The organism is Mesobacillus maritimus, from assembly GCF_023715205.1.
In the GTDB taxonomy this organism is placed as follows: domain Bacteria; phylum Bacillota; class Bacilli; order Bacillales; family Cytobacillaceae; genus Mesobacillus_B; species Mesobacillus_B maritimus_C.
The window spans coordinates 112,715-136,506 of sequence record NZ_JAMBNR010000014.1; the positions used below are offsets into that span (position 1 = coordinate 112,715).

The 23,792-nt window shown below is 36.1% G+C and carries 27 protein-coding genes; 14 read left to right on the forward strand and 13 right to left on the reverse strand.

Features of this window, described 5'->3' with window-relative positions:
- The first annotated feature begins 729 nt into the window (after positions 1-729).
- Positions 730-1,155: a YhfM domain-containing protein gene (locus tag M3182_RS19075; RefSeq protein ID WP_251559622.1), complete on the forward strand. Its 426-nt coding sequence runs from the start codon at positions 730-732 to the stop codon at positions 1,153-1,155.
- Between the two features lie 110 nt (positions 1,156-1,265).
- Here M3182_RS19075 and M3182_RS19080 read toward each other — a convergent pair whose 3' ends face one another.
- Entirely contained in the window at positions 1,266-1,664 is a 399-nt protein-coding gene (locus M3182_RS19080; protein ID WP_251559624.1) for a hypothetical protein, read from the reverse strand.
- 261 nt (positions 1,665-1,925) lie between these two features.
- On the opposite strand from M3182_RS19080, the gene M3182_RS19085 reads away from it, so the two are divergent.
- The 3 genes from M3182_RS19085 to M3182_RS19095 all read left to right on the forward strand — a co-directional run bounded on the left by M3182_RS19085 (position 1,926) and on the right by M3182_RS19095 (position 5,019).
- The gene (locus M3182_RS19085; RefSeq protein WP_251559626.1) at positions 1,926-2,975 is read left to right on the forward strand and encodes a DUF3231 family protein; all 1,050 of its coding nucleotides are present in this window, start codon (positions 1,926-1,928) and stop codon (positions 2,973-2,975) included.
- A gap of 475 nt (positions 2,976-3,450) precedes the next feature.
- Positions 3,451-3,933: a hypothetical protein gene (locus M3182_RS19090; RefSeq protein WP_251559628.1), complete on the forward strand. Its 483-nt coding sequence runs from the start codon at positions 3,451-3,453 to the stop codon at positions 3,931-3,933.
- Between the two features lie 597 nt (positions 3,934-4,530).
- A complete protein-coding gene (locus M3182_RS19095; RefSeq protein WP_251559630.1) occupies positions 4,531-5,019 on the forward strand; it encodes a DUF1097 domain-containing protein in 489 nt (162 codons plus the stop codon).
- A gap of 203 nt (positions 5,020-5,222) precedes the next feature.
- On the opposite strand, the gene M3182_RS19100 is transcribed toward M3182_RS19095, so the two are convergent.
- Positions 5,223-5,894, reverse strand: coding sequence for a DUF3169 family protein (locus M3182_RS19100; RefSeq protein ID WP_251559632.1), 672 nt, complete (start codon positions 5,892-5,894; stop codon positions 5,223-5,225).
- Positions 5,891-6,097 carry a helix-turn-helix transcriptional regulator gene (locus M3182_RS19105; protein WP_251559634.1) on the reverse strand — a complete coding sequence of 69 codons (207 nt, stop codon included), beginning with the start codon at positions 6,095-6,097 and terminating at the stop codon, positions 5,891-5,893. The genes M3182_RS19100 and M3182_RS19105 overlap by 4 nt, the downstream gene beginning before the upstream one ends.
- A gap of 425 nt (positions 6,098-6,522) precedes the next feature.
- On the opposite strand from M3182_RS19105, the gene M3182_RS19110 reads away from it, so the two are divergent.
- Positions 6,523-6,966 (forward strand): SRPBCC family protein, encoded by a 444-nt coding sequence (locus tag M3182_RS19110; protein ID WP_251559636.1) that lies wholly within the window; start codon positions 6,523-6,525, stop codon positions 6,964-6,966.
- A gap of 476 nt (positions 6,967-7,442) precedes the next feature.
- Here the strand turns inward: M3182_RS19110 and M3182_RS19115 are convergent, their stop codons facing one another.
- Complete coding sequence (locus tag M3182_RS19115) at positions 7,443-8,015, reverse strand: DUF421 domain-containing protein (RefSeq protein WP_251559638.1); 573 nt, start codon at positions 8,013-8,015, stop codon at positions 7,443-7,445.
- A gap of 736 nt (positions 8,016-8,751) precedes the next feature.
- Here M3182_RS19115 and M3182_RS19120 point away from each other — a divergent pair.
- Both M3182_RS19120 and uppS read left to right on the forward strand, forming a co-directional pair.
- Positions 8,752-9,543 (forward strand): DUF817 domain-containing protein, encoded by a 792-nt coding sequence (locus tag M3182_RS19120; RefSeq protein ID WP_251559683.1) that lies wholly within the window; start codon positions 8,752-8,754, stop codon positions 9,541-9,543.
- Between the two features lie 135 nt (positions 9,544-9,678).
- Entirely contained in the window at positions 9,679-10,434 is a 756-nt protein-coding gene (uppS, locus tag M3182_RS19125; RefSeq protein ID WP_251559640.1) for an undecaprenyl pyrophosphate synthase, read from the forward strand.
- 338 nt (positions 10,435-10,772) lie between these two features.
- Here uppS and M3182_RS19130 read toward each other — a convergent pair whose 3' ends face one another.
- Positions 10,773-11,696, reverse strand: coding sequence for a DsbA family protein (locus tag M3182_RS19130; protein ID WP_251559642.1), 924 nt, complete (start codon positions 11,694-11,696; stop codon positions 10,773-10,775).
- Positions 11,693-12,274: an NADPH-dependent FMN reductase gene (locus M3182_RS19135; RefSeq protein ID WP_251559644.1), complete on the reverse strand. Its 582-nt coding sequence runs from the start codon at positions 12,272-12,274 to the stop codon at positions 11,693-11,695. Before M3182_RS19135 ends, M3182_RS19130 begins: the two co-directional genes overlap by 4 nt.
- A gap of 716 nt (positions 12,275-12,990) precedes the next feature.
- Between M3182_RS19135 and M3182_RS19140 the strand changes: the two genes are divergently transcribed.
- Both M3182_RS19140 and M3182_RS19145 read left to right on the forward strand, forming a co-directional pair.
- The gene (locus tag M3182_RS19140; RefSeq protein WP_251559646.1) at positions 12,991-13,488 is read left to right on the forward strand and encodes a P-loop nucleotide/nucleoside kinase family protein; all 498 of its coding nucleotides are present in this window, start codon (positions 12,991-12,993) and stop codon (positions 13,486-13,488) included.
- A 245-nt stretch (positions 13,489-13,733) separates the two neighbouring features.
- On the forward strand, positions 13,734-14,177 hold the full coding sequence (locus tag M3182_RS19145) for an SRPBCC family protein (RefSeq protein WP_251559648.1): 444 nt from the start codon (positions 13,734-13,736) through the stop codon (positions 14,175-14,177).
- Positions 14,178-14,387: 210 nt separating this feature from the next.
- Here M3182_RS19145 and M3182_RS19150 read toward each other — a convergent pair whose 3' ends face one another.
- On the reverse strand, positions 14,388-15,053 hold the full coding sequence (locus M3182_RS19150; RefSeq protein WP_251436612.1) for a DUF421 domain-containing protein: 666 nt from the start codon (positions 15,051-15,053) through the stop codon (positions 14,388-14,390).
- A 448-nt stretch (positions 15,054-15,501) separates the two neighbouring features.
- Here M3182_RS19150 and M3182_RS19155 point away from each other — a divergent pair, with 448 nt between their 5' ends.
- Positions 15,502-15,933 (forward strand): GNAT family N-acetyltransferase, encoded by a 432-nt coding sequence (locus tag M3182_RS19155; protein ID WP_251559650.1) that lies wholly within the window; start codon positions 15,502-15,504, stop codon positions 15,931-15,933.
- 160 nt (positions 15,934-16,093) lie between these two features.
- Positions 16,094-16,516, forward strand: a complete 423-nt coding sequence (locus M3182_RS19160; protein WP_251559685.1) for a VOC family protein — start codon at positions 16,094-16,096, stop codon at positions 16,514-16,516.
- Positions 16,517-16,651: 135 nt separating this feature from the next.
- Here the strand turns inward: M3182_RS19160 and M3182_RS19165 are convergent, their stop codons facing one another.
- From M3182_RS19165 to M3182_RS26245, 3 genes are all read right to left on the reverse strand, one after another.
- Positions 16,652-17,044 (reverse strand): hypothetical protein, encoded by a 393-nt coding sequence (locus M3182_RS19165; protein WP_251559652.1) that lies wholly within the window; start codon positions 17,042-17,044, stop codon positions 16,652-16,654.
- A 630-nt stretch (positions 17,045-17,674) separates the two neighbouring features.
- Complete coding sequence (locus M3182_RS26525; protein ID WP_432806725.1) at positions 17,675-17,854, reverse strand: Spo0E family sporulation regulatory protein-aspartic acid phosphatase; 180 nt, start codon at positions 17,852-17,854, stop codon at positions 17,675-17,677.
- A gap of 128 nt (positions 17,855-17,982) precedes the next feature.
- Positions 17,983-18,456, reverse strand: coding sequence for a CBO0543 family protein (locus M3182_RS26245; protein ID WP_285868840.1), 474 nt, complete (start codon positions 18,454-18,456; stop codon positions 17,983-17,985).
- 320 nt (positions 18,457-18,776) lie between these two features.
- Here M3182_RS26245 and M3182_RS19170 point away from each other — a divergent pair, with 320 nt between their 5' ends.
- Positions 18,777-18,926, forward strand: a complete 150-nt coding sequence (locus M3182_RS19170; RefSeq protein WP_251436620.1) for a hypothetical protein — start codon at positions 18,777-18,779, stop codon at positions 18,924-18,926.
- Between the two features lie 150 nt (positions 18,927-19,076).
- Here M3182_RS19170 and M3182_RS19175 read toward each other — a convergent pair whose 3' ends face one another.
- Complete coding sequence (locus M3182_RS19175; protein WP_251436622.1) at positions 19,077-19,559, reverse strand: FUSC family protein; 483 nt, start codon at positions 19,557-19,559, stop codon at positions 19,077-19,079.
- A gap of 350 nt (positions 19,560-19,909) precedes the next feature.
- On the opposite strand from M3182_RS19175, the gene M3182_RS19180 reads away from it, so the two are divergent.
- Together M3182_RS19180 and M3182_RS19185 are read left to right on the forward strand one after the other, a co-directional pair.
- Positions 19,910-20,584 (forward strand): HAD family hydrolase, encoded by a 675-nt coding sequence (locus M3182_RS19180; protein ID WP_251559654.1) that lies wholly within the window; start codon positions 19,910-19,912, stop codon positions 20,582-20,584.
- Positions 20,585-20,891: 307 nt separating this feature from the next.
- On the forward strand, positions 20,892-21,902 hold the full coding sequence (locus M3182_RS19185) for a DUF3231 family protein (RefSeq protein WP_251436640.1): 1,011 nt from the start codon (positions 20,892-20,894) through the stop codon (positions 21,900-21,902).
- Positions 21,903-22,287: 385 nt separating this feature from the next.
- Here the strand turns inward: M3182_RS19185 and M3182_RS19190 are convergent, their stop codons facing one another.
- Together M3182_RS19190 and M3182_RS19195 are read right to left on the reverse strand one after the other, a co-directional pair.
- Positions 22,288-22,476, reverse strand: a complete 189-nt coding sequence (locus tag M3182_RS19190) for a hypothetical protein (protein WP_251436643.1) — start codon at positions 22,474-22,476, stop codon at positions 22,288-22,290.
- Between the two features lie 38 nt (positions 22,477-22,514).
- The gene (locus tag M3182_RS19195; RefSeq protein WP_251559656.1) at positions 22,515-23,777 is read right to left on the reverse strand and encodes an endo-1,4-beta-xylanase; all 1,263 of its coding nucleotides are present in this window, start codon (positions 23,775-23,777) and stop codon (positions 22,515-22,517) included.
- Between the last annotated feature and the right edge of the window lie 15 nt (positions 23,778-23,792).

Consider the following 23,792-nt stretch of genomic DNA (forward strand, 5'->3'; position numbering starts at 1 on the left):
TATTGTACAAACGGGCATACTTTTTTGAACAAATACCGTGGTAATGATAATTCTTTTGTTTAATACAAATTCAAGAGAGCACGTTGCAGAAGCTCGATAAGCCGTCGGGAAGCGTGATGGAGAACCTTTTAGACTTCTGGGAGATGCTGGAGTCCGCCCCTTAAATATGCCCTGAACTGATAACAATAATTCCATCCATACGTTAAACGATGTCCTTATCAAACATTAAAAAGGCTTCACTGCGTATAAATAAACGGAAAAATTCCGGTTAAATTGGGAAATACCCATATTTCCTATAAAATAAGAGGAGTTTTTCCGGTTATATGATCCAAATCTATGGATTTTTGATTATTTAGAGCAGTTTAATCGGAATATTTCCGCTTATATCCTCTTTTAAAGCTGGCCCTATATACAATAGCAGGAAATTCTCCGCTTATAACTTCTCATACTGATACAGAGGAATCGAAATGAAGAGAGCAATTAAAAGCAAAATAGCAAGGGATTAACAAACAGTGTTGGTCCGGGTAGGATTCACCACTTTTTTGTTGAAGTCTTATTTTAACAACGAAGCAGGTTATCGAATTAAAACTTGATTAATTAGATACGTGTCTTGAGTTTGTCCAACTAATTGCTAAAAATATGGATGATACATCAAAGGAAACGGAGCAGTAGAGTTTAAAAAAGAACTGGTTTTATATCGCAAAACAGTTTAGTGGGAGGAAGTTTGTTGTGAAGAAATTGTTCTTGTTATTTCTTTTAGCTTGTTGTAGTTTTATCTTCATTGCTTGTCAATCCCAGATGGATAAGATGACATTATTAGATACTGTATCTGATTTTTCAATTTCCAAATCTAAAGGTTATGGGGGATTAAATGAAGATTATTTCGTTTCCATTCACCAAGCAGAAGATCTATCGACTTTTGAGGGGATTTTAAAAAATGCAAAAGGAGTAAAGAGTGACGTTGATGTGAATAACGAGAAACCTGACTACGATCTATTCGTACGTTATAAAAATGGGGAAACTCACGGATTACATCTCGTGCTTGGAAACGAAGGGGAAGAAAGCATATTTATGTATATTGGACACGAGAAGAATGGATATACTATTTCTTCAGAAGAGACAAAACTGCTAAAAAGCATCATTGATGTTCAATAAACTCTATTAAGCGGGGCTTTTGATCAGGATGATGATCGCTGCGGTGGTTATTTTTCTTTTTGAACGAACGGAGCAGGTTAATTTAACATATGCATATAAGCTCAGTGATTTTAATCACCGAGCTTTTCGTCTGTAATGATTTTATATAAAGTTTTTGAATCTTTTTCAGATAGAAAAGTGTTCTTATCTAAACGTTCAATTCTCACTTTAATTCGATTATCGGGCGAAAGTATCCAAATTGCATATTTATCGTTGATTCTAAAGTCAGGATATGTGCTCTTATCACTAGTTCCTTCCCATCTTGCATTCTTGAAAATCCTATATACAATATCAACTTTTTCTTTGTCTGTTATCTCGTTCGTTTGTTCATATTGACCTTCTGTTCCAGTATCTTTTTGAACGATTAATTTATTTTCCGATTTATTATTAACGTGTTCCCCTTCCCAATAACTACATCCAACAATAGAAACGAATGCAAGAAATAGGTTAAATAATAGTCTTTTTTTCATTAGAACATCTTCCCCTTAATAGCTTTTCTGTGTTTGACAATAATTCTTTATGAAAGTCACAAATTCCTTTAGCGTATAACCAAAACTCATATAAACATTGTGAACAAATGTATACTAACTAACTGGGTGCTATAGTCAAAGTAGTATTATTGCTAAATTTTGTTGAACAAATTGAACTAGCGGTGCAAAAGGTCTGATTTGTTTGAATTAAATTTTTTCCAATGGTAATCATAAGGGAAAGTGTGGAAAAGGAGATTGGTTATGACCACTGATAAAGATTTAAATCCTATGAATGTGATGAATCCACTAAATATCAATCCCAAACTATTAGATGAGAGCAAACCTTTTACGACTTTTGAAATGGGTAAACTTTGGGCTACCTATATGGGAAACAGTATGTCTATCCAAATCTTAAGTTATTTTCTTCAGCATTGCGAAGATGAGAATATTAAGACGCTATTGAAAAATGGATTAGCGCTATCAAAGGATTTCACTCAAAGGATAGAAGGATTTTTAAAACGTGAAAATTTTCCTATCCCCATTGGATTTACAAAAGATGATGTAAATCTGGGTGCCCCCCGTTTATACGCAGATGAATTTTATGTTCACTATTTAAAATATGCTGCGAAGGCAGGTATGAGCCTTTACGCAGTGGCAGTTCCATTGGTTATGCGTGAGGATATAAGGGAGTTTTTTATTTATTGTAATCAATGTACGACCGTCTTTTTAGGACAAATTAATAATATACTAACGGAACAAAAATACATTTTAGAACCTCCTATCATTCCAACACCAGATAGCATTGAAAAAGTTGAGAAACAAAGTTACTTAAATGGTTTTTTGGGAGATGTCCGACCATTACAGGCAATGGAAATCATACATCTTTGGGATAACATCGAGAATAACGTAACAAGTATGGCATTATTATTGGGATTTCATCAGAGCGTTCAGGATCAAAAGATAAAGGCACTGTTCAAGCGTGGTTTAGATATGACTGATAAAGCAGTAAAGCAGTATAAAGAAAAACTGCATGTTGAACATATTCAATCACCGGTGTATCTTGACCACTTGGTTAAACCTTCTACATATTCTCCTTTTTCCGATAAGATTATGTTGTTCCATAAAGTGGACATGTTTGCAATGAAGATTCGATCATTCGGAAACTCAATGGCTGTAACGGCTAGAAGAGATATAAACTTTTTGTATAGCAGAACTCTTTTGAGCATTGGATTATTTGTTGACGACGGCATGAATATTTTAATTGATAAAGGTTGGGTGGAATCACCACCAAAAGCGTATTACAGAGGTTGAAGTTTCCAATATTATGTGTAAGCCCAGGGGTTGTTGAGGAAATTTGTTGTGAAGAAATTTTTGTTGTTCTTTCCTTTAGCTTTTTGTAGTTTTGCCTTCATTGCTTGTCAATCTCAGATGGATGAGATGACATTATTAGATGGGGGTTCGGATATTTCAATTTCTAAATCTAAAGGTTATGGAGGATTAAATGAAGATTATTTCGTTACCATTCACCGAGCAGAAGTCTATTGACTATTGAGTGGTTTTTAAAAAATGCTAAAAAGCATAATGGATGTTCAATAAACCCTATACAACAAAAAGGGGCTTTTGTTCAGGATGATGGTCGTTGTGGTGGTCATTTTTTCTTGTTGACTTAACGGGCAGGTTTGTTGAAGAAAATTTGGTATATTTTCCATTAAATTAATGAAAGATAAATGGAAGGGGTCACTTAATAAGGAATTCTTCTTTAAAATAATATCAATAAGGTGATTTAATGGAATTTATGAAGTATGAAGGTGAATGGTATGTATGGACGTTAGTAACGATATCGATATTATTTGTATTATTTATGCCTAAAAAAAATTTAACATGGGTAGGCATATTTATTACTTTTGTTTTTTCCGCTGGAATGACTTGGACTTTTGATACGATTTCAATGTCCACATTTAATCTATTTGACCTAGCAAAAAAAATATCCATTGAGTTAAGTGATTCTATTTTAATTGGCTTTGTCCCTGCAAGCATTGCCACTATCTTTGTAAATTTTTATAATCCTAAAAAGACATGGATGTTTGCGTTTGTTTTTACTTTCTTGTGTTTTGTCTTAGAATTAGGTTTAGTCCATTTCGGATATATGAAGAATAACAGTTGGAATACATGGTATGGAATACCAGTGTATTTTATTATTTTTAAATTCTTTTTTCCTTGGTATTATGAACTTACTTTCAAACCACTTAATAAAAATTCCTTAAATTGAAGAGGAGTTCATCTAACCAAGAGTCGTTTGCTGCGGCTCTTTTTTCCTGTTCCACTTAAGCTTTGTGGATAGATGAACTTTAGCGAACGGGTGCTTTTGCTTAGGATGATGGCCGCTGCGGTGGTCATTTTTTGTTGAGTTAGCGAGGAAAGTTGTTTCTATGCTAAAACCTATAGGGGAAAAACCTTGTGAATCTAGTTTGTGAAACAGATAAAATAAATGATTATTCACATGAATAAACCGAAGTTAATTATTCCTTTTTTACATTCTGTTGTTGCTAGTGATAGCCACCAGTGCTTTTCTCATCACCACAGTGATTTGGGCACTTCATCATCTCCTCTTAGCCCACTCCTGTTTTTTTAATCTCTTATATGATCAAGTTTCCATCCAAAAGGTAATGCCAATGGTTGTGGTATAGAAATAATGGTAGGGAATTATTGTGAAATAAAGGGAATCTGAATGTACCTCCCTATTTTTATGGAAATAAAATTACCTTGTGAGTGCTAGAAATATGACAATAAAAATGGTAAGAGATTTGTATTGATTTTTATGGTCAGTATTTTACAATATTAATTGTTCATCAGGAAGGTGGTCATAATGGCTAGTATATTGGCAACAGGATTGTTGTGTGGTTTGTGGACTTTCATTTCTACGCCTCTTGGGTTATTGGGCTGGGCAGGCTTTGCTGGGTGCACCACGTATTTTGCCCTCGGAGCAGGCGGCAGCAAAGATATGGGAAAAGCTATGCTTTGTAATATCGCGGGAGTAGCTTGTGGTATTTTGATTATCATTCTAACGAATATAACGGGAATTCCTAATGGTGCTGCTATTTTCAGCGGACTTGTTACTTGCCTTATGTGTGTATTGGGTGCAAAAGTATTGCCAATTAATTACACGCCGGGAATCTTTATGGGGTGTTTTTCGACGTTTGCTGCTAATGGGGACTGGGTCATTCTTTTGCTTTCTCTGTTATGTGGGGCTGTACTCGGATTCTCTTGTTCGAAACTTGGAGAAATTTTTTCAATTTGGGCCCAGAAGATTTTACCAAAGCATGACCAAATGGTAACGAATAAGTTGAAGCATTAAAGAAAGTATGGTTTAGCTAATAAATTGGTTAGTTGTAAAAGCTTCACGTATGTCATGAACTTATGTGAAGCTTTTTTATTAGGCTCTGTTCGTAAAGATTGTTGCTAACAATATTAAAGAGACAGTTTTTTTGCTGTCTCCGCTACTCAACTAACGCCCCATAAGCAACTATAAAGAATGTCTAAAAGCATCCTATTCGATTCTTAATTACTTGGTTTTAAACTAATTGTATAGCTTACTTGGATTAGTAGTAGCAATACACCAATGCCAATAATGCTAACTAATTGTGAATCACCTGTAAAGGCAGAATAAAACATCAAGATAAATGCTAAAAGAACAAGCCCCCAAGTTACAAGTGAATATAGCTTATACAAACCTTTTAGCATTACATACTTTTCACCATCATCAAATTGATTAAAAAATTCTTGTTCATAGTTTTTTGATTGAGGATTAGGAAAATTAAAATTAGGATTTGTAATCCTAATCATTTTTTCACTTGGAAATAAACTTAAAAACGAAACCACCAATAATATAAGACTCCAGAGAACAATATCTGGTTGGGTATCTCTCAACAGTAAAAATCCTACGAGGGAGGCAGTAAAAGATAAAGAAAGGGCAACTTGAATAGAGGTTAAAGCAGTATAAGCCATTCTTTCTAATGAGACTTGATGAGTATCTTCTACTTTTATATCTACTTTTATTACGCTACTTTTTTCGGCTTTATGTACGTTAAAACGAGCGAACATTAAACAAATAATAACCACTAAATTAGAAATCATCAGTAGATTTGCTTGAAGTAATAGTTGTTCGGAACCAAAAAACAATTTATACAACCCATATACAAAAAAGATAAGATAGATCATTAATATTTTCAAGACAATTCCTCCTCACTAAAAATAAATACATTTTCAATTGGTTCTTGAAATACATTCGCAATTCTTAAAGCAATCAGTAAGGATGGCATATATTCATTTCTCTCAATTAAACTGACTGTTTGCCGAGAAATTCTTGCTCTTTTGGCTAACTCCGTTTGATTAAGACCGTCCCTTGCACGTAATTCCTTGAGCCGAGTTTTCATTTTATCACCTCAAAAATATAGTAAACCATCCTTTTCATTTTGACAACTATAATAGTCAAAAAATAAAAGAATTTTCGGATAAATAAACAGTAGATTTCATGTATCATCAGCCTTTATTTCAAGATTATGAAATCGATTCTTTTAGCTCCTTAATTCCTTGTTCAACTAACCTGTCCGTTACTAGCACACGACTTTATGATAAGTAAAAAAGCAGATGACTCGCATTAGGATGCTACTCCTGAAATAAATGGTCTACAAGCAATAGAGAAAGAATCAATGTTGTACGGGATAAAGGGGACTATTATAAAATTGAATTTATTGTGCTAGGCAGGTTAGTAAAATAAAAACGGTAGAAGTAAAGGGGAGATTACCATTGGGTATAATGGAAGAAGTAATAAATATTCTGAAAGAGAGTTGATTTTGTTATGGATACTCAAGTAACTACGAAAATTAAAATACATAAACCAACTAATGAGGTGTTTGAAGCGATAGTAGACCCTGTAAAAATCGGGAATTTTTGGTTCTCATCGAGTTCCAATAGATGGGAACAAGGCAAGTCCGTGATATTGAGATATGATGAATACGAAGCAGAAGGGGCTATAAATGTATTGGAAATCGAGGAAAATAAAAAAATTGTGTTTTCGTGGGGTGGAGAATCTGATGAAGAAACGGTTGTTACAATTACACTAAAAGAGTTGGATAATGCGAGTACAATTATTGAGGTGAACGAATCAGGTCTTAATGAAGACGACCCTGAAATAGTAAACAAAATGCTAGGACAAAAAGAAGGTTGGGTATATATGTTAACTTGTTTAAAGGGATTTTTGGAAAATGATGTTAGTGACTTGAGAGCATCATTAATCCATTAGTGTTATCGGGGGCAAGAGTTGAAGAGCGGAGCTGTCATTGTGGCAGCTTTTTATTGTGCTAACGGGGCAGGTTAATTAAAGAAGAGAACAAAACTTGGTTTGTTATTTTGTATCAGTTCCATATGCGAACGAAAAAACTCAACCATCGAACATTATTAGCTGAAGTTTTAAAAATTTAAGATATGTAAACAACGTCAATATCAAACCTCGCAACATCATTCTAAGCCAGATTCACAGGAAGATAGCCGATATTCTATACGCTTTAGAGAAACCATACACCTTAACAAATTCATTCAAACGAAAGATTAACGCAGCCTCACTTAATGAAAAAAAGCCATGTCAAGATAATAAAATAAGCTGCTAAGCCATTTCTAAGGAGTAGCAAAAGGCCCTAAATAAAAAATAGGGTGGAAATAAGTCCACTCATGCAGTCGACCATCCAACCTATTCCTCATCCCGCCGATGGATATTGATTTTTAATTTTTTTCATCGACATAAGCCAAGAGAATATCCTTGACCTTCACATCTTGGTTATCAAGGTGCTCCATCAGCCATTCTTTGGATTTGCCAAGCAATTTCAGATTGCGGTGCTGAATTCGCCCGTCGACAATCACGCTAATCGGTAGTCCTTCGTCTTTGATCGGAATCTTCAAATGCTGGACGGTGACAGGGGTATTTTCCGCCTTTGGAATCACGCTGACTTCGCCAATCGGCTCGAGCAGGGCATACTCAATATCCGAGAGCTTAGGGTAACCTTTGCTGCGGAGAATTGACAGCAGCTGGGCATAAGACAAACGGGATTTCTCCATATTGTCCTCCACAATTTCCCCGTGCTTAATTAAAATCGTCGGCTCACCGAGGAAGAAGCGGTTTCCCCATTGCCACAAGGTCGCCTTTGAAAACAAGATGTGGAAAATGATGAGAACAGCCAGCGTCGAAATCGTTGGATAAAACTCAGTGGAGATCAGCGGTTCTGCGGCCACCGTCCCAACAATAATGATCGCCACTAAATCATAGGGAGTCATCTGAATGATCGTCGACTTTCCCATTAACCTCATAATCACAATTGTCGCAAGATAGAGGACAAGAATTCTGAGGATGAAGGTCATTTCTGTCACCTCGGGGGAGTACTGTAATAAAGATAAATTTCCCTAAACTTGTGTGTTTATTCAAGTGGGTTTCTGTGGAAAGGTCGTAGGGCTAGACGATCCTCTTTTTTGTAAATGAATTTCTTAATTAAATGGAAATAAGGTATTTTGATCATTAAAGGGAATATAAAACAAATTCAAGTGATTTCACTTTACACACCTAACTTTGAGCATTCTGTCGAATACTTTTGGAGCAAGTGAATAGATTCTCTCTTACCAAACGGACGGTTCTGCAATGGTAAGTTTAGCGTTTGCTGATGGAAGTACTGAGTTTGTTTTAAACGATAGTTAAAACTTAAAAGAGCCTGATATTGAAGTATTAGTTGAAGATGTGAATGAATTCTATAAGTATTCCGCTGTAATGAGGAATGCTTTTTATTTTGTCTAAAATCAAAATGATAATCAACAAACAATAATATTTTAATCAAAATCAATAATATTTTATTGTAAAACGATAAAATATATGTTAAATTCAACTCACAATAAATATGTGAGGTGTTCTTTATGATGAAACGAAGATCAACATTCTTTTTAAAGGTAGCTGACAGAAGTAATGAAAGCATTAATTATGGAGGATAAAAGGTACGCTTCTCCCGCTTGCAAGAGGAAGCGCTTGAACCTTTGCTTTGTACAAATCATGAGACCTATAAAACAACTTATTCATTTTGGGTGGGTGCAGGTAATATCCTGTTTGTTCCCTGGCGTTATTTTTCTCTCTTTGGCTATGACTAAAATTTTGCCACTTCCCTTACTGCCACGGTATGACTGGCTACTCATCATCTTCCTTTTGATGCAGTGGTGGATGGTACATACTGGTCTTGAAACACGTGATGAACTTAAGGTAATCACCGTTTTCCACCTGATTGGACTTGCGCTTGAAATTTTCAAAACACATATGGGCTCATGGTCTTATCCAGAGGAGGGATATTTCAAACTATTTGGAGTGCCCTTGTATAGTGGATTCATGTATGCAAGTGTAGCAAGTTATCTTTGCCAGGCCTGGAGGAGGATGAAGGTTGAACTAGTTAAGTGGCCACCATTTATGGTCATTGTCCCTCTTGCAGCTGCAATCTATTTAAATTTTTTTACGCACCATTATTGGATGGACATTCGTTGGTGGTTATCTGGTCTGGTTATCATCGTCTTTTGGAAGTCATGGGTCATTTACGAAGTGAATGGTACTTTTTATCGAATGCCACTTGCATTATCTTTTGTACTCATTGGCTTTTTTATCTGGATTGCTGAAAATATCGCAACGTTTTTGGGGGCTTGGGAATATCCAAACCAAACGGATGCCTGGAATCTAGTTCATTTAGGAAAGGTGAGTTCATGGCTTTTATTAGTGATCGTTAGTTTTCTGATTGTAGCCACGTTAAAACAGGTTAAGAAGAAAAATTCCACTAAGATAAAAAATTTAAATGTGAATTAGTCATCTCTATTAAAATGGACTCTTTTAAATCTATTCATCATCTGAATCTATACTGTGACCGGATCCCCGATTACTTTCCTGAATTGGATAGGGAGGGAATGGAGGAAAATAACATGTTGGGAGGAGGAAAATTCAATGAACATCCCTTTTTTCACTAATAAACCATCGGAGGAATCCTTCCGTTATTTGGAGGGAAATAAACCAAATCATATCGCTATTATTATGGACGGTAATGGACGCTGGGCGCAAAAGCGGGGAAAGGCTAGAGTTACGGGCCATAAAGAAGGGATCTCTACCGTCGTGAAGATTGCTAAGGCGGCAGTCAAATGCAAGGTGAAGGTTTTGACCCTTTATACGTTTTCCACGGAAAACTGGAAACGTCCGAAGACCGAGGTCGATACGATCTTGAGACTTCCGAAGGAGTTTCTGCATCTATATTTACCAGATCTTATGGCTCATAACATACGCATTGAAACAATTGGTGAGACAGAACATCTTCCGGCCCATACACGTGAAGCCATACGATATGCAATGGAGCGCACCCGGGATAATGACGGTCTTCAGCTTAATTTTGCACTCAACTACGGAGGCAGACACGAGATTATAAATGCCATGAAAAAGATGCTCGCTGATCTAAACGGTGCGAATTTGTCGCTGGATGAACTAGATGACCAGCAGGTTTCAGAATACCTGTATACAGCCGGTATGCCAGACCCTGACTTGCTTATTCGCACTGGGGGTGAAAAGCGCTTAAGTAACTTTCTGCTTTGGCAGCTCGCATACACTGAGTTCTGGTTTACCGATGTCCTTTGGCCGGATTTCTCCGAGAAGGAGTTTCTTCAGGCGGTCGAAGAATATCAACAGCGGAAGAGACGTTTTGGCGGATTATGAGGTGGTGAAAGGGAAGGACCGGAACGGTCGCTCCTTGTGTTACCAAGCAGAATCATTTAGCGATAGTCAATAAACATAAAATCAATATACAGAACTCCGGTAAAGTGGTAATCCTTCAACAAAACGTAGCTTCTTCCTAGTGCGACTACCGAACTACTTGTGAAAAGGTCTTAAATGAACGGGTGCAAGAGTTGAAGAGAAGAGCTGTCATTTATGGCGGCTTTTCTTATTGTGCGAAGAAAAGCAGGATCGTGGAAGCAGGAAATAGAATTAAAATAGAAAGGGAGTAGCCATTGAGCTACTCCCTTTCTAATCGGTGCCATTGCCATGCTCGATTGTTATTTTAGAGAAGTAAAGTAGGATTCCCCTAGAATTTCCTTCACTTGGTATGAGTTTGGCGAAAGCTCTTTTTCAACAAAAGCGTGAATATCCGATTTTTCAACATCATACATTCCTTCAATTTCTTTAGCGAAAAGGAGTTTTTCTTCCTCAAGTAAAGTTGATAATGCAGGTTGTTGTTTCGGAATTGGGTCTTCACCTAGAGCTTGGGTTAAACCAGCGACATAATGATCGAAAGGACGACCACCTACGATTTTAACACCTTTATTTTCTTCATTTACCATGATAATAGTAGGGAACCCTCTAGCACCAAGATTTCTAGTTAGGATGAAGTCTTCATTTAATAACTCGTGACCAGTTTGTTCGTTCGCTTCTTTTACAATTCTTTCACCATCTAGTTCCATTGCATTCACGATTTCTAATAGGACAGGTGCCTCACCAATGTTTTTATTGAAAACAAACAGGTTTTCTCTTGCACGACGTAGGAATTCGAATGCTTTTTCCTCACCATGATGTTTTTGAATGATTTTATAAACACGTGATGGTGGAAAAGAGGACTGAACTGGATTGTCAATCATTAACGAACCATCAATCGGCATGCGAGAATGTTCGCCAACTTCTCTCCAGTGACCTGCAACATCAGCAGGTCCGTGAATGCCGTTAGCAGGATCTACAGGACCACCATGCCATTTTTCTAATAAGCCACCCATGACGGTTTTGAAGTTGAAATATTGTCCATACTGCTTCATAAACCGGCGAAGTGTTGGTTCTATTGCCCAGCAATGGGAACAAATTGGATCGGTTACATAATATAAATCGATCTTTTTACTTGTTTGGTTCAAATCAATGATCTCCATTTCATTGTCCCCTGCAACACCACATACACCTGTTTCTAAATCACAGATCAAATTATTGTTTGTCATAGTATCACTTCACTCTTTTCTGTACGGATTGTTTTTAAGGCTGTTGACCAAGAAACCACTTCATCAAGTAACTTTTCTAGCGTATCTTTATGGAATGGAGCTGGGTTAAATGTACTCATATTTTCAAAATCAGTGAATAGGCTCATCCCTACATGTGTTCCAACTGTTGCAACCTTTGGCACGGATAAGATTAAGCGTAAGTCGTTTGCTGCTGAAACGCCTAGTGTGGAACCGTAGCTAACAATACCAGCTGCTTTGTTATTCCATTCTTGATACAAATAATCGATGGCATCTTTCAGTCCAGATGTAATCCCTTTGTTGTATTCAGCTAGTACAAAAACAAATCCATCAAGGGAGTCAATTTTCTCAGACCAAGGTTTCGCTTCTGGTGTTTGATAGTCTTTTGTAAAAATCGCTGGAACGGATTCGTTATATCTTGGAAGGTGATACTCCTTAATATCGACTAGCTCAAATGTAGCATCTTCTCTCTGGTCCGCTATCGATTTTACCCATTCTGCAACCTGTGTGTTTACCCTAGAATCTCTTGTACTTCCAGTAATAATTCCGATTTTAACCATGTGAATTTCCTCCTAATTCTTTGTAAGATTGCTGCAAACCTGAAGTTTAATTTGTATTCTGGGGAGTTTCTGTTTGCTCTTAATGCTAGTTTAGGGGATTAGATAATGGAAGAACACCAATACATTCGTAGAAATGTTGGATATCCAACACATTTCAAAAATTGTTGGAAAAGTAGGAGGGTATTTTCAATGAGGAAACAAAAACAGATATCCGAATGAATGATTTATTAAGGCTGTTTTCGTAAAGTTGGTTGTTGAAATTCTAAAGCCGATTTTAACGCGAAAGAAGTTTTTAGCTACGTTTCCTACTTAGTTTGTAAGCTCTTTGTCTCATCTTATAAACGGTCTTTGGAATGGAATCATAGATCAATTAATCTTTATTGAAAGAAGCCTTTAATAAAAAGAATTTAAGGATATTCCGATCTAGGATCTAACCCTTACGGATCAGGCGGTCACCGTTTATGTAACACTATTACGTATTGTGAAGGCATGTACTTAAAGTAACAGGTGCAAGAGGTGAAGAACGAAGCTGTCATTTTTTCGGTATTTTAATTGTACTAACGAGCAGGTTTGTAAAAGAACGAATATAAACAGAATTGGTAGAATAAGTAAATTAGATATAAATCTTACCGTCTAAATAGGAAATAAGAGGAGAATGTTTACGGGAACGAAACGAAGTAAAAGTTTATACTAAATAAGCGCGAGGGGTAAAAAAAATGAAACAATTGGGGACGCTATACTTTTTGTGTGGGAAAATGGGAGCGGGGAAATCAACGAAAGCAAAACAATTGGCGATCGATAAACATGCGGTACTATTGTCTGAGGATGAATGGCTTTCGTCTCTTTATCCCAATCAGATTGAATCCTTTGAGGACTATCTAAAATTCTCAGCGCAGCTTAAGCTGTTGGTGAAAAAGCATGTTCAAAACATATTAAGTGTCGGTACAAACGTAGTAATGGATTTTCCTGCTAACACTCAAAAACTGCGAAAGTGGTTTTTGGACATGGCATCTGAAGTCAATGCAAGCCATCAACTAATTTTCCTTAATCTAACTAACGAGCAATGCTTACGTCAAATTGCACTAAGGCGCAACGAACAACCCGAAAGAGCAGCTTTTGACACGGAAGAGGTGTTCATTCATGTGACTAAATTTTTTGAAGCACCAGGGGCAGACGAGGGTTTAAATATTATCGAGGTTAGCGGGAAAAAATAACAAGGAGTTCAATGATTCGTATGTATAGAGTACTTTTGTTCTCGGAGGTGCTCTATATGATAGAAAATGAAAGGTGAGTTAGAAAATTTTCAATGTAAATTTGGTAAAATCGATGTAACTTTGTGAAGTGGTACCCTTAAACGAACGAGCAGGTTCGTATAATAAAAACAATAGAAGGTAAGGGAGATTCCCATAGAGACAAATCAAAGAAGGAATAAATATTCTGAGAGAGAGTTGATTTTGTTATGGATACTCAAGTAACTACAAAATTTAAAATACATAAGCCAACTAATGAGGTGTTTGAAGCGATAGTAGACCCTGAAAAAATCGGGAATTTTTGGTTCTCATCGAGTTCCGAAAGATGGGAACAAGGCAAGTCCGTTATATTGAGATATGATGAATACGAAGCTGAAGGTACTATACATGTATTAGAAGTCGAGGAAAATAAGAAAATCATGTTTTCATGGGGTGGAGAATCTGATGAAGAAACGGTTGTTACAATTACACTAAAAGAGTTGGGTAATGCGAGTACAATTATTGAGGTGAACGAATCAGGTTTTAATGAAGACGACCCTGAAATAGTAAACAAAATGCTAGGACAAAAAGAAGGTTGGGTATATATGTTAACTTGTTTAAAGGGATATTTGGAAAATGATGTTAGTAACTTGAGAGCATCATTAATTCATTAGTGTTAAATAACTTCATGTTAAAAAAGAGCTTCTAGCTCTTTTTTTTTAAGAAATTACCACGATTTTTAATAAGATCAATAGAATGGATGCTCCAAAAAGCCATGTCAAGATAATGAAAATAAGCTGCTAAGTCTTTTCTAAGGAGCAAAAATGGCCTTAAATATAAAATAGGGTGGAAAAAAGTCCACTCAAGCAGTCGACCCATCCAACCTATTCCACATCCCGCTGATGGATATTGATTTTTAATGTCTTTTCATCGACATATGCCAAGAGAATATCCTTGACCTTCACATCTTGATTAGCAAGGTGCTCCATCAGCCATTCTTTGGATTTACCTAGCAATTTCAGGTTACGGTGCTGAATACGTCCGTCGACAAGCACGGCAATCGGCAGTCCTTCGTCTTTAATCGGAATCTGCAGATGCTGGACGGTGACAGGAGTATTTTCCGCCTTTGGAATTACGCTGACTTCGCCAATCGGCTCGAGCAGGGCATACTCAATATCTGAGAGCTTAGGGTAGCCTTTGCTGCGGAGGATTGAAAGCAGCTGGGCATAGGACAACCGGGATTTCTCCATATTGTCCTCTACAATTTCCCCGTGCTTAATTAAAATCGTCGGCTCACCGAGGAAGAAGCGGTTTCCCCATTGCCACAGGGTCGCCTTTGAAAACAAGATGTGGAAAATGATGAGAACACCCAGCGTCGAAATCGATGGATAAAACTCAGTGGAGATTAGCGGTTCCGCGGCCACCGTCCCAACAATAATAATTGCCACCAAATCATAGGGAGTCATTTGAATGATTGTCGACTTTCCCATTAACCTCATAATCACAATCGTCGCAAGATAGAGGACAAGAATTTTGAGGATGAAGGTCATTTCTGTCACCTCGGGGTAGTACTGTAATAAAGATAAATTGCCCTAAACTTGTTTGTTTATTCAAGGGAGTTTCTGTAGAAAGGTCTTAGGGCGAGGCGATCCTCTTTTTTGTAAATGAATTTTTTATAGTGTTGTGCAGGCTTGAGAAGGGAATGCCTTTAGGTACAGCAGGCCAATACCAGTGACCGAAAGCTCCATTTTAGGTTTGCAGTGAAATAATAACAAAAAGAATAAGGGAGATTTATTCTATTTATAGAACTAACGGGGGCAAGAGTTAAAAAGCAGAGCGGTCATTTATGTGGCTTTTCTATTTGTGCGAACGTGGCAGAGTTTAAGATCAATGTTTAACTTGTGTTCAACAATCAGGCATATAATGGTATAAAACGATTTGAACTGTGCTTTCTTTGAATAGTGAATGATCAGTGCTATCTTTTGAAAGGGTGGAAACATGAATATTCGAAAAAACAAGGAAACAGAAGTAAATAGATTAGTAGATATATGGTACGAAGGATCCTTACTAGCACACGACTTTATTGATAAAGATTATTGGAAATCACAGCGAAAGGAGATGGAAGAAAAATATATCCCCATGTCTGAAACCTATGTTGTCAGTAATGGAGAAGAGGTTGTCGGCTTCCTATCCATGGTCGATCACTATTTGGCTGCATTTTTTATTGATGTGAAGCACCAAGGCAAAGGATATGGAAAAGCATTACTAAGTTTTATGAAAGAACATAGAGAAAATATCCAATTAAAAGTGTACAAGAAAAATGATCATGCTGTTCATTTTTATTTAGAAAATGAATTTGAGATAATAGAGAAATTACGAGATGAACAGACCCTTGAGGAAGAATTTTTAATGGGATGGAAAAAGAGCTAAAATCGATTTGTATGAGATGATGATGTTGTGAAACAAAATTACCTAGGGTGGCCTGGTAACTAATAATTTGAATTATCAGAAATTCGGTGTGATTTACGCTCTTGTTGGTTATAATAAATTTGGAGGACAATTCCAAATTTTATCAGAGGAGCTGAAAAAAATGCAATTTATTCCTTATTTGCAGTTGAACGGAAATACAAGAGAAGCAATTGGATTTTACGAAAAGGTATTTCATGCAGAAACTTTAGGAGTTATTACATTTGGTGAAATGCCTTCTTCCCCAGATTTTCCTTTACCTGAGGATGCAAAAGACCTTGTTGCACACGCTACAATCAGGGTTGGAGAGTCAGTCATTATGTTTTCAGATACCTTCCCTGGTCAACCAGCTCAAGAGGGAAACCTGGTAACCATTTGTATTACGTTTGACAATGCAGACAAAGCTCGCCAGGTGTTTGATGCATTACAAGATGGCGGACAAGTTGAAATGCCACTTTCAGAAACAAGTTTTAGTCCTGCTTACGGGGTCATTAAAGATAAATTTGGTGTAACCTTCCAATTTTACACTGAAGGATCTCAAGGTTAGTACATACGATTAAAGTAAAAAAAACGGCTTTGTACGAATGACAAAGTCGTTTTTAAATGGCTCCTTTTTCTCAAACTTTTTCATATGAAATCATTCCCTCATATAGTTTGAAAATGCTTATACTGGTATTCCTCATCAATGACTCGCTAAACGTTTTTCAAGATTCGCCTTAAACAGCAGAATGGCATCAATATTTACGGCAAAATCGTGGTCACTGATATTAAAATTCGTTATAAACATACCAGATTTCTCGCGAACCATAATGGTTGGTCGGATATTGTCTCCAATAGCGTCCTGAGTTACAGCACTTCCATAGAAGTACCAGTTCGTTTCTGTCGGTGCATTTCCTTTATTCGTAGATAAGTCTTTTTTTATGATTTCGCATAGTTGATCCATAAAGTCTTCAGTCAGCTTAATGGATTTTCCATACATACCCTCAACAGAAATATCAGCATATCCATACCAAATATTTCTGCTTTTTTGCTTTCCGTCATTTGAAGTAAATGTCTCATCAAACAAAATCTTCATTTTCATTCCCCCGTAAAAAAATTCTTCCTACCCATATTTTACCCCAATTAGAAAATGTAAAATAGCTTGCTGTAAGTATAACGAACTCGTTTCAGTTAAGCTGGGTTAAAACACGAAGGATTAACGCTTTTCGTATTGAAAGTTATTTAAGTTTAAAAACAGGGATGTTTAATAAGGTAATGATATTTTTATGAAGAATTCCTATGGCAGTCATTTATAAAGGGGAGGAAAATGATGAAGAAATCAATTAAACATCTTATTTTCGGGATTTTAGGGGTTTTTGTATTATTTAGGGTTTTAGGAGTCGTTTCTTTTTATTCTGTATCCAAGACCGAGACCAGCTGCCAATTGAGATGGTAGCTTTTAATCGATTAACGGATGAAGAAAGTGCTTTAATACCAGTAAGCCCAATATACGCCGGTAATGATGAAGGATTCAATAAATTTACAGTGTACTACGCATTTCAAATAACATCTATTTGAGTGAAAAAATGTACTTAAAGTAACTGGGTGCGTTTATACAAGAACAGCAAACGCATATTCCTTATTGAAGTAACAGGGCAGTTTAGTGTAATAAAATCAACTTTATGTCGCATTTTGAACTTAATTCCGCAGTAATGAGATTCGCTTTCTAAGCAGTTATTTTTTGGTACTCATATATATAAAAATCCAGCTCCTGACTAGTTTGCATAGTCCGATAATCATTAAACCCGTAAGTTAATCCCGTCTTAATAAGTTGTTTTCTCAAAAATTCAATATAACTTAAAAGCTCACGGGGTTTTAAAACTGTTTTTTGTATGGTAGTTTCCACAAAGACCTTCTCCTTGCTTTTTTTCAAGACAAAAACATTTTACCAAATTATTGGGATTGACTAAATGGAATTTTTGTCCAAAATGTGACAAAAATTCCTTTGAAAACGTCGAAGAGATGCTAATAAGTTCACCTAGTCTCTTTTTTGAGGTAATTTTTTCCTTGATAAACCCTATAAATTTTGAGGTGAAGAAGCTGGATTAATAGTAAAAATGGATAAATAATCGCAGATATCCAAAGGTTCCAACCGTTGTAATAAAAATATCCAGATACAATGGAGAGATACTCAAAAAACAGGGAAAAGATCGTCCACCCTAATAGATATATTATTTGATTTCTGATTGATTTTTTAAAAGGATAGTAGTTCATAAATAATACGCCTGAAGAAGGAAAAAGGAACATAATTGGCAAGAAACCAGCGAAATCTACTCCAGGGTAAAAATATCCGTAAAGATTGTATTTGAGGTCTAAAACGATATCAGTAACAAGACCAAACACAATAGAGAATAAAGCGATTGCGTACAACTCGTTTCTAGGTAGTTTCTTTGGGACGAATAACGCAACGAAAATAAAGACAATAACAGAGAAGATTAAGAACAACATACGTTTTATTCATTCCTCGTCTTTAAACTATTACTAAATAGTCTTACCTAACTACCATTTGCTAAACAGGTTAACAGATTATGACACAGTAGAACCTAAGTGTAAATTAAGTAGTAAAAAAGACCTCACAAATAGTGAAGTCAAAAGATGTATGCATTAAAAGAAAACGAGTAGTGGAATGGGATCCCTAATCCCATAATTTATCTTATGTAAAAGAGTGTGACAAGTTCTGAGTAATAAGTATGATTTTTACTATTTATTGTCTCATAACGAGGGAAATCTTCACCACAAACCCGTTAATTTAGGGGCATATTCGACAAATGGAGCATCAAGTCAAAGGTTATGGAAAAGTCTTACTAAATTTTATAAAAGAACAAAGGGAAAATATCCGATTAAAAATGTACAATAAAATTGAAAACGCTGTTCATTTTTATTTAGAAAATGAATTTGAAAAAAAGAGAGATTATTAAATGAGCAGACCCTTGAGGAAGAATATTTAATAAAATGGATTAAGAGCTAAATAATTTTTTTCTTAAATGTCAGGATCTTCTCGACCGTAATGAAATTCTTTATAAAGGAGAGCGTAAATCTATTTTTGAACCATCATGCCCTTACCGAAATTAAGTTTTTCGCGAAGTGAGCCGAAAAAAAAGTAATTGGATAATCCCGGAAATCAATATACCGATTAGCGTGTCTCTCAACCTATCTGTGGCATACTGTTTTGATTGATGTTCAAAAACATAAACAAACAGAATCGTAAGTGAAACTTGATGAAGAATTTTTTTATCCAATTTCAAAAATATGGAGATGTAACAACCTAAAAGAATTAATATTCCTAAGCCCCAACCACTAACGGTTAAATGTCTTGCTAACATAACGGTAACCAAAATCCCGATAACGGTGCCAATAAACCGTTTTATTGAAAGACTTACCGTTTTATCAATTGTTGATTGAATCGTTAGGATCACAGAAAGCGGAGCTAAATAAGGATGGTCGGAACCTAAAAGTTTGGCCACTTCCCAAGATAAAGCAGAGCCAATTGACAATTTCCAGGCTAGGATCGATAAACTTTTATTTGAAAACTTGTCATTTTGTAATTTCATACGAACCTCGTTTTTTTGTATATTTTCAATTAAGCAATAAACTCCTATTATTCAGATGGACAGAAAAACTTTGCCCGTCTGGGTTATTGCGCCTAGCTTTTAACAAATAGAATAACCTTTCTCATATGTTTATATGTAAAAAATCCATATCTAATTTCATTAAGAGGGTAGGGAATGTATATATGATTTTCTTTCCGTGCTCCTTTTCATATCTCTTATTCTGGAAACGAATAGAAACAAATAGGTGTTTTCTTTAAATTAGTTTTTCGACTAACGTGCAGGTGAGCATAGCAGGTGTTTTTACTCATAAAGAGTGAAAAGAAAAACTGTATTCGGGGAGTTGGTTACAGATGATTAAGGCTGTCATCTTTGATTTAGATGGGACTTTATTGGATAGGGACGAATCGGTAAAGAGATTTATTGAGAACCAATATGAAAGATTCAATAAGTGGGTGAACCATATAGCTAAAGAGCAATATATTACTCGATTTATAGAACTCGATCAACGTGGTTACGTTTGGAAAGATCAAGTATATCAACAACTAACGGAGGAATTAGCTATTACCGGGGTAACTTGGCAAGACTTCCTTCAAGATTATATAAACCAATTCAATAATAACTGCGTCCCTTTTCCGAATCTTTATCGAATGTTAGATGAGTTGAAAAATAATAACCTTATCTTAGGGATGATTACAAATGGACTGGGACAATTTCAAATGGAGAATATAAAGGCTTTAGGAATCGAAAAGTATTTTCAAACCATCCTAGTCTCTGAATGGGAAGGGATAAAAAAACCTGATCCCGAAATTTTTAATAGAGCCTTGGGAAGGCTTAATGTTTCCCCTTATGAAACTATATATGTTGGTGACCATCCTGAGAATGATGTGAAAGCAGCCCAAAATGTTGGGATGAAAGGAATTTGGAAGAGAGATCTTTATTGGAATCATGTCGATGCAGATTATATCCTTGATGATTTGGCGGAATTGCCTTCCATTCTTGCAAATCTAAACAAACAATTAACCTAAAATTCATCTGGTAAAGTAGTGTTCCGTCAACAATTCGTAGCTTCTTCATAGGTTGAAAAAAGTGTACTTAAAATTACCGGGTGCAATAGTAAAAAGCCAGCGTAATATCCGTTCCTTTTTTACTACATTTTTAAAAATACTTTCTTTTAAAGTCTGAAAAGAAAACTCCATTCTTTTGTTCAAATCCTATAATTTCCTAGCTTTTGAGAATAACAAAATAATTCCTCCTTGTTGGTTTTATTATAGGCGTTATTGCCTATTATAGAAAAGAAAACGTTAGAAATCGTAAACTAATGGAGGAAAAGATATGAAGCTTAAAGAACCGTTAAGTGCTTCTGAATTAGGAACACTTTGGATTACATACCAAGAAAAAACAATGATATTAAGAATTTTAGAATACTTCTTGAAAAAATCCGATGACCAAGAAGCAAAGAATATTATGGGCATGGCGTGGCAGGAACTTGATTATTATGTTGAGTTAATGAAAGAGGTTTTTAAAGGTGAAGGTGCAGTCATTCCAAAGGGATTTACGGAGGAAGATGTTCATTTAGATGCACCCAACTTATACGGCAATGGATTTGATGTACTGATGCTCCGTGTATTGAAAGAGATTAGTATGGGAATGTACTCAATCGATATGAATATGGCGTACCGTAAAGATGTGATGACCATTTATGAAGGTTTGGCTACGGTTACACATAAGGTGTATAAATTAGCAACCCTTTATTTGCTTAAAAGAGGGATTCTTACTCGACCGCCAATTATGACGATGCCTAAAACAACTGAATTTATTGAAAGTAAAAGGTACATGAGAGGGTTTAAACCATTTAGTGAGAAAAGGCCATTAAATGCTGTTGAGGTTGGGATCATCCATCTTGGAATTGAAGCAAACAATGTAGGAATGCAACTCATTACCGGATTTGCCCAATGTGCAAAGAATAAAGAGGCTAGAAAGTATTTTGAAAAGGGAAAAGAACTTTCCAAAAAGCATATAAAGACATTTCAAGAATTACTTTTAAAAAACGATATTCAATTTTCGGCAACTTCTGGAAGTACCGTTACAAATTCAACAGTCGCCCCATTTTCTGATAAATTGATGATGATGCTTATAAACTACCTAAATGGTTTTAGTATGGTTGGAAGTAGTTTTGGAACATTTTTCACGTTAAGAAATGATATAACCATGAAAACAGCCTTGCTTGCCAAAGATGTCTATTTTTACGCTCAAGAAGGACTTGAAATTATGTTTAAGAACGGATGGTATGAAGAACCACCGCAAACGGAGGATAGAAATGAATTAATCAATCGGCCAGAATAAAATTAGTGGTTCATTTAACTCTAAACTACATTCGATTCTGAAAAGATGGATGCTAAATTAAAAATTTTGTGAAGAAGGTTTCCTTAGCCTTAGAATGGAGTCTTTCTTAAGGGATCATCTAAACTCACTTGTTATAAGAGGAAGGTAAGCAATCTATGATGCTTGCCTTTTTTATATGAATGAATACGAAAGTGCAAATGAAATATATATTGTCAAAACTTACACTTAAATTAACGGGTGCTTTCCTTGCACAAATCATTCCAATACATACCAAAAGGAGCTTGAAGATCCAAGCTCCTTTTACTGTTATTTTCAATGTTCTTTCATAATGGTTTTAAATGCAGTATTCATTTCAAATGAATCAAAAATCGCACGTCTGGTTTGTCTAATTAGATTGTGCTTTTCTTAGAACTACTCCGTTTACAACGATTCCAATAAACCCAGTAATGGCGAAAACATAAGCTACAAACATAGGTGCTGAAGAAAGTGATTCTGTAAGTATTCTAAACATACCAAAAGCAAAAACAAGAAAACTACCTATCAGGGTAAGAATGATTCTAGTTTTATTTTTCACTTTTTTAACCTCCTATCAGCTAAACCTTACCATAAACGCTACATGATCCTACTTCCAATTCGCTTTTCAGTAAGGACCATCAATGCCGTATCGGATTCTTCATTTAGATGAAAGCTTACCTTTTTACCATCACAAATAAGATCATACTCACCAAGGAAACCTTCAAATGAGACGATTCCGTGGTCATCGGTGATCTGCGTTACATTTGTGAACCAGTTCCCTTTTATGAGTTTCTTCAATACGTCATAAGCTGGTTTTGGACTATTGTCTTTCCGAATGAATCCGGCAGGGGCACCTAGCCAAGCGCCGTCGTCACTGAAGGACCAGGATGTAATTCCTTTTACAAGTTTATGTTTAAATAGAATGGAATACATTTCTTCCACTTCTTTTGCCTGACGTGCTTCGAATTCTGGGGTAGAAGGCCAATCGATTGGCTGATAGTCATTCAGGTCGACGATTTCTGGTGGCATAAGGTGGCCAGACGTTAATGTGTTTTCCGTAAAGTGAATCGGTAGACCGAATTGTGAGAAACGCTCTAACACTTCTTCTAGTTTTTCACGCCCCCAATATCCTTGATGTTGATGGGACTGGATCCCAATTGCATCAATTGGAATGCCTGCTTGTAAACATCCATCAATTAAGATTTCATAGTTGATCGAAGTATTAAAGTCATTTAATAAAAGAGTTGCTTCTGGATTGAATTCACGTGTTTTTGCAAACATTTCTTTAATGATTCCAACCCGGCCGAGGTCATTGGAAATTCTTGTGATTCCATTGTCATATTTATCAAAGATCGGCATGATGACCACTTCATTGATCACATCCCACATATCGATTAAGCCTTTGAAGTCAGAAACATCCCGTTCAATTCTCGCAAATTGTGCTTTGAGAATTTCCTCATTGCTCATATCCAATAGCCATGGAGCCGTTAACGTGTGCCAGCAAAGGGGATGTCCTTTTACAACAATGTTTCGGTCTTTCAACCACTGGGCAGCTGCCTTTAATTCTCTTGTTCTTGGTTTCCCTTTTTCAGGCTCGAAATTTTCCCAATAGAATGGAAGAGTCGCAAAGTTAAAGATTTCTAAGAATTGGTCCACTCCTTGTTCTAAAAAGGCCAGTCTGTCTTCTGGCACATTTCTATTTGCTACCTCAACTGCTTCAAACAATCCACACCCAAATAAGAATTGATGGTTAGTCTGTTTAAAGATGACTTCCTTTCCTTTAACTGGAGTCCCTGATGCATCTACTAGTTTTATGGTTTTGCTCGCTCTACGGTGTGCCAACTCATTCATTTTCCCCATTTTTGTTTCCTCCCA